This window comes from Streptomyces sp. NPDC000348 (assembly GCF_042898795.1).
GTDB lineage: Bacteria > Actinomycetota > Actinomycetes > Streptomycetales > Streptomycetaceae > Streptomyces.
Map to the genome: position 1 here is coordinate 20,720 of NZ_JBIAZD010000034.1, position 6,373 is coordinate 27,092.

Below are 6,373 nucleotides of genomic sequence, written 5' to 3' on the forward strand. Positions count from 1 at the left end.
CCCTGTCGGTGAACGGGCCCTTCGGCCCTCGCTCTGCTGCCCTCGCCCTACCGGACCGTGAGGTAGGCGCGGTCGATCGTCTGGACCAGGGTGTTGCCGTCACGGTCGGTCAGCTTGGCACGCAGCGAGACGGTGCCCGGCTGCGCGGGGTGGTTCAGCGACAGGTGGGTGCCGTTGACGGCTCTGGCCGTGGTCCAGGTCCTGCCGTCGTCATAGGACACCTCGAACTCCAGCTTCTTGGCTGTCCGAGCGGTGGCCGCGCCCTCCACGGTGAAGGGCACCTGGAACCTCTCGCCGGCCTTCGCCGTACTGGTCAGTGACAGCCCGGGGGAGAAACGGACCACGGACAGCGGCAGCCGGGCCCAACTGTCCCCGGACACGCCGGCCGACCTGAACGTCCACCGCGCCCGCACGCGGGTGCTTACCGCGAGTAGCTCGGGGTCCCGGGAGGCGTCGACACTCAGTTCGTACCGGCTGTCCCCGGCGGGGACGGTGTACTCGGCGATGTCCAGCGGATCCCCCTCGGCGGGGATCTCTTCGCCGTCGGCGCGGAGCGAACTCTCCAGCTCCGTGTAGCCGCTGCTGCTCTCATGCCCGTCACTGTCGCCGAACACGGGCAGATGCGCCTTGATCGTGTTCCCGCTTCGCGCGATCCCGGGACGCCCCCACCGCGGCTCACCCTCACCCGGGGGCAGGAGCGGACCGAAGACACCGACGTTGAACCGCGCGGTGTAGCTCTTCTTCGGCTGGTACGCCGTGAACCTTCCCAGCTGCGCGTTCCCCGACTCCCAGTGGTGTACGGAGTAGGACCACTTGACGTCGTTGCCGAGGACGTATTCAGAGGTCCGCAGTGGCAGTTGGCGCTGGGTGGGGGTGCTGAAGTCGGCCGCGAACTCGCCGATGGGTGTCAGGGGCATCACCGCGACCTGAGCGGTTGGCTCAGGGCCGGGCCTGCCGGCCGCGAAGTCGATCTCGGCCAGCTGCTCGCGCCGGACGTCGGCGGTGAAGCCGCCGAGCGAACCCGTACGGTTCCACGCGAGACGGTAGTTCACTGCGCGCCCGTCGGCCGGCTGACGTGTCCAGAAACCGCTGTACTGGGCGTATGCCGCGTCCTTCGGCGCCTCCGGGCCGATATGACCGACCTTGAAGCTCTGGAAATCGGGGAAGTCGAAGATGGACGGCATAAAGCCCAAGGGCTGCCCGTCGGAGCGGGTGTAGCCCGGGATGAGCTGGGCGTGGTGGTTCTCGGCTCCCGCGTCGGGGACGGTGATGCGGGTGGGCTTGGCCTCACGGGCGTCCATGACGACCGTGGTGTCCTTGGTCAGCTGCAGGGCCGGGGCCAGGAGGAGGGAGTCGGGGGCGGCGGACTCGCCACTGGCGTTGAGGATCCCGGTGAGCGCATAACCGCCCTTGGGCAGGCGCACCGTGATCTCGCCGTCCGTCGCGTCGGCGAACTCCTGGTAGTAGTCGCGGTCCCGGCCATCGATCGCCGTGAACCCCTTGCCGGTCGGCCTGCCGTCGTCGTCCAGGTGCTTGATGGTCAGGTCGTACGACTCGATCTCGCGCTCCACGCCGAAGGCGGTGCGCACCCGGGTCCGGCCGTCGGCCGAGGCTGCGGTCACCGAGCCGCCGTACGAGCCGTGGGCCTCGCCGCCGACGCGCGTATCGGCGGTCACCGTGGTGCTCGCCGCACCGCCCGCCGCAACGGTGAGCTGCCGCGACGACATCTCGAACATGCCCTCGGGGGCGGGCCCGCCGTCCATCCCGAGCGCCTCGATTGCCAGGTCCAGGACGACCGGCTCGGTGCCGAGATTGCGGTACGTGATCTCCTTCGTCACCGGCTCGTCATCGGTGTGAGGCCACTTCGGGCGGCCGAAGCCGATCGGCCCCTGCTCGGCGACGACGGTCTGCCCGATCGCCCGGGCCACATCGGTGCGGCCGGTGCCCTGCTGGTACGCGCTGTACGGGCCGGGCTCAGCGGAAGCGGTGAGCGCCGCCTTGATCCGCTCGCCGGTCCAGTCCGGGTGCTGCTGCGCCAGGATGGCGGCGGCGCCGGCGACATGGGGAGTGGCCATCGACGTGCCGCTCAGGGTGGCGTAACCGGGCGTCCCCGAGGGGAACACCTGCTCCATGCCGCTCGCGGCGGAGGCAGCAGCCGTGATGTCGACGCCCGGTGCGGTCAGGTCCGGCTTGACTCCTCCGTCACCGACGCGCGGGCCGCGGCTGGAGAAGTCGGCGAGCTTGTCGGCCTTGTCGACCGCGCCGACCGTCAGCGCGGACTCGGCGCTGCCGGGCGATCCGACAGTGCTCTCGCCGTCCTCGCCCGCGTTGCCCGCGGCGATGACGAACAGCGTGTCCGTCTCGGCGGAGAGACGGTTGACCGTCTCCTCCAGCGGGTCGATGCCCTGGGTGTCGGTGCCGCCCAGACTGAGGTTGACGACCTGGGCGCCCTCGGCGACCGCCCACTCCATGCCCGCGATGATGCCGGACTCCCAGCCGCCGCCGCTGTCGTCCAGGACCTTGCCGTCCAGGATGCGCGCGCCCGGCGCGACGCCCTTGTACCTGCCCTGCGACCTGGCACCCGTACCGGCCACCGTCGAGGCCACATGGGTGCCGTGGCCGGCTCGGTCGACGCTGTCCTCGGCGTCGGAGAAGTTCCGTTCGGCGATCTCCTGGCCCGCCAGGTCGGGGTGCGTCTGGTCGACGCCGGTGTCCAGCACGGCGACCTTGACGCCCGTGCCGTCGAACCCGGCGCCCCAGGCCGTCGGCGCGCCCGTCTGGGCCACGCTCTTGTCCAGGCTGGCCTGGCGCTTGCCGTCCAGCCAGACTTTCACCACCTTCTTCACCGCCGGTGAGCCGGACAGCCGCGCCGTGCCCTGTCCACCGTCCCCGCCGTCGGTGAAGGTGTCCCAGAACGCGGAGTGGCCGTGCTTGTCGGCCCGTAGCGCCACGCCGTTGACGCTGGTCAGCTCCTGGCCGGCCTTGGCCCGTGCGTCGCGGAAGGCGCTCGCGGGGGGTGTCTCGTCCCCTGTGTAGGTGACGATCAGCGGCAGGTCGGACCGGCTCGCGTCGTCGTAGCCGTACGCGACGAGTTGCGTCACGTCGAACAGCCGCCGGTCGAGCTTTCCCTGGGCGACAGCCGGCGCCGCGTCGCCCGGTATGACGAAGCTGTGCCCGTCGACCTTCCGGACCGAGAACGACGCACCCTCGCGCCCCTTGGCCCTCTCGATCCCGGCGACAGAGCCGTCCGCGGCGATCGACACCTTGTCGCCGGTGATCAGCGTGACCGCTTTGGCGCTCTTCGCCCCCGGAACGGACAGGGCCCTCCCTGAGCCTGCCGGAGCGTCAGAGGTCAGGGCGACGGCCTGGCTCACCCCCGGCACCCCGGTCGCGGTGACTACGGCGGCCATGGCGAGAGCCCCCAGCGGGGCGGCCGCACGTATTCGTCTGCCGGGAGATAAAGACATGCTCATGCCATTTCTTTCGTCGGGGGATGAAGGAACGAAGGGCTGGAGCACACAGGCCCGCCCCGCGATGACTCCGAGGCTGGAACGTCACGCCGTCCCACGCCGGCCAGGACAGGCCGGCAGTGGGTCCGCCGCCGGAGGCAGACCGCCCGGGGCGCGGGACCGGGATGCCGAAGACCTCGCGTGCTGAGCGATCACGGTCGTTGAGGCTAGGTCCGCTGTGTGACCGGACCTGGCTCGGACGATAACGGAACCGCATCGGCAGTAGAGCGCGGCGCCAGCCATAACGAAGCCCGTCCACGCACGTAACGAACTAAGCAAACGTCCCCCACACTCCCCCTCTTCTAGATGATGGACATCACCGGCGAGCGGGGAGTCGACTCGATCTGCTTCGCCGACACCCTCGGCTCCCAGGTGGAGATCGTGCAGAACATCGGCCGCGTGCTCCGCCTCAACAAGGACGGCTCCACCAAGGTCGCCAGGATCATCGTCACGGTCTTCCTGGAGCCCGGCGAGGACCCGACCGACATGGTCGCCAGCGCCAGCTTCAAACCGCTCGTAGCCGTGCTCCAAGGCCTGCGCTCGCATGATGAGCGCCTGGTCGAGCAGCTCGCCTCCCGCGCGCTCACCAGCGGCAAGCGCAAGGTCCACGTGCAGCGTGACGAGGACGGACGGATCGTCGGGGCCAGCGGCGAGGGGCCTTGCCCCGGAAACTTGGACACACGAGACACTGGATCCTGAGGATCTGAGAACGGACAGCTCGTGGTCATGAAGCACTACCCCGCGGAGTCCAAGGCGGACGCGGTCGCGCTGTATCAGTCGCGGCCCGAGGCGACGATCCGGCAGGTCGCCGCCGATCTGGGGATCAACCCCGAGCCGTTGCGGAACCGGGTCCGGGCAGCTGGCGCGAGCCGGCCGCGGGGACGCCGGGCAGAGGCACCCGCCGGGCCGCCGACACCGCCGGAGGCGGAGAACGCCGCGTGCGCAAGAAGGGCCGCGAGCTGGAGGAAGAACGCGAGATCCTGCGGAAGGCCGCGAAGTATTTCGCCGGGGAGACGCGCTGGTGAACCGCTTCCAGTTCGTCGCCGACCACCACCGCCGCTATGGCCTGAAGCGGCTGCGCACCATCCTGGGCATCGCCCGCTCCAGCTTCGACCACTGGCGCCGGACGGCCCTTGACCGGGCCGCGCGGCAGGCGGCCGACGCTCGGCCCGCCACCCGGATACGGGCCGTGCACCACGAATCGGGCGGCACCCACGGCGTCCCGAGAATCACCGCCCAGCTCCGCGAGACGGGCGAGCGCGTCAACCACAAGCAGATCGCGCGGGTCATACAAAGCATCGGCCTGGCAGGCGTGCGGCTGCGTCGCAGGCACCGCACCACGGTCGCGGACCCGGCCGCGGCGAAGACCCCGGACCTGATCGGCCGCGACTTCACCGCAAGCGAGCCGAACACGAAGTACGTCGGCGACATCACCTCTCTCCCGATGAAAGGCGGGAAGTTCCTCTATCTGGCCACCGTCATCGACCTCGCCTCACGCCGCCTGACCGGCTGGGCGATCACGGACCACATGCGCACCGGCCTCGTCACCGACGCCCTGTCCGCCGCCGAACGCACCCGCGGCAGCCTCACCGGGGCGGTCATACACACCGATCACGGAGCCCAGGACACCAGCCGGGCCTTCGCCGACGCCTGCCGCCAGGCCGGCGTCCGCCAGTCCATGAGCGCGATCGGCTCCAGCGCGGACAACGCTCTCGCCGAGTCCTTCAATGCAACGTTCAAACGCGAGACGCTCCAGAGCCGCAAGCACTGGTCCAGTGAACGAGAGGCCCGCCTCGACGCGTTCGGCTGGCTCAACCGCTACAACACCCGCCGCCGTCACTCCCGCCTCGGGCAACGCAGTCCCATCGCCTACGAGACAGCGCTCGACACAACATCAACTACCCTGGCCCAAGCCGCACAGCCCGTGTCCAGAATTCCGGGTCAAGGCCCGATTCGATCATGTCCAAGACACTGGCCACCGCCGCCGTCGACCGGCTCCTGCACCACACCCACATCGTCCTGACCGAAGGGTCCTCGCTGCGGCTGACCCAGGCCACCAGCGGTCAGGGCGTCGCCCCGCTGAACCAGACGAGCTGATCCCCCATCTCTTCAGACGGGCTCCGGAAGCGGACCAAGTTGCTTGCTCACACGCTCACGCAGGAGGAGGTACTCCTCCCAGCGGCGAGGCAGCGGGCCCGGAGGGCGCTCGACGACACGGGCAGCCATGACCGTCTGTCCGCGCTGAAACTGTTCGAGTGTCAGGTCGAGTTCCACACCGCTGGGCAGTCGGTTCCACCAGTGGAAACCGTGCTGGGTTCCGTCAAGGTCCACCTCCCCGACCATGAGGTCACCGCCGAAGACGTCGTTGACGATCAAAGCGGTGATGTCGCAGTGCCCCCAGGCCGGGTTGCCCGGCTGCCAGTCGGCCTGGTCGTCGGGCGAGCAGGTGTCGAAGGCCCAGCTGGCACGCAGGGCCTTGTCGAGATCAAGCAGGTTCCAAGGGGTCATGCCGCCAGCATCGCAGCCACCACTGACATCACAGACGGCGCGGGCGCCAAGGCTCACGACCGTTCCGAACCGCACGAATGCAGAGCCGAGCAGGGGACGAATAGTCATACCGGACAGGGAGATCAGCTGTCCGTCGGCAAGGACTTCAAATGTCCGCTCACCCGGATGTCCCGCTGTCCGTGGACACGCTGGTCGCCGAGATCCGCTGGAGATCTCCTGAGCGCGGCGCCGGCAACGTGTGATCATGCCGATATGGCATCTGGTCGGATCATTTTCCTCAATGGCACCTCCAGCTCGGGGAAGTCGAGCATCGCCAGGGAGCTTCTGGACATCCTGGACGATGGCGTCTTCTTCCA

General features: G+C 69.3%; 3 protein-coding genes and 3 pseudogenes. 4 read left to right on the forward strand and 2 right to left on the reverse strand.

Going from position 1 to position 6,373, the window contains the following annotated elements; genetic code table 11:
- Nucleotides 1–47 precede the first annotated feature (47 nt).
- Entirely contained in the window at nt 48–3,467 is a 3,420-nt protein-coding gene (locus ACFY3N_RS35380; protein ID WP_390820892.1) for a S8 family serine peptidase, read from the reverse strand.
- Between the two features lie 351 nt (nt 3,468–3,818).
- On the opposite strand from ACFY3N_RS35380, the pseudogene ACFY3N_RS35385 reads away from it, so the two are divergent.
- The 3 genes and pseudogenes from ACFY3N_RS35385 to ACFY3N_RS35395 form a co-directional block, all read left to right on the forward strand.
- Nucleotides 3,819–4,166 (forward strand): annotated as a pseudogene (locus tag ACFY3N_RS35385) (helicase); the annotation flags it as partial.
- A gap of 63 nt (nt 4,167–4,229) precedes the next feature.
- A pseudogene (locus ACFY3N_RS35390) lies at nt 4,230–5,427 on the forward strand (IS3 family transposase); the annotation flags it as partial.
- A gap of 41 nt (nt 5,428–5,468) precedes the next feature.
- On the forward strand, nt 5,469–5,606 hold the full coding sequence (locus tag ACFY3N_RS35395; RefSeq protein WP_390820893.1) for an ATP-binding protein: 138 nt from the start codon (nt 5,469–5,471) through the stop codon (nt 5,604–5,606).
- A 12-nt stretch (nt 5,607–5,618) separates the two neighbouring features.
- On the opposite strand, the gene ACFY3N_RS35400 is transcribed toward ACFY3N_RS35395, so the two are convergent.
- The gene (locus tag ACFY3N_RS35400) at nt 5,619–6,017 is read right to left on the reverse strand and encodes a hypothetical protein (protein WP_390820895.1); all 399 of its coding nucleotides are present in this window, start codon (nt 6,015–6,017) and stop codon (nt 5,619–5,621) included.
- A gap of 252 nt (nt 6,018–6,269) precedes the next feature.
- Between ACFY3N_RS35400 and ACFY3N_RS35405 the strand changes: the two are divergent.
- A pseudogene (locus tag ACFY3N_RS35405) lies at nt 6,270–6,373 on the forward strand (chloramphenicol phosphotransferase); the annotation flags it as partial.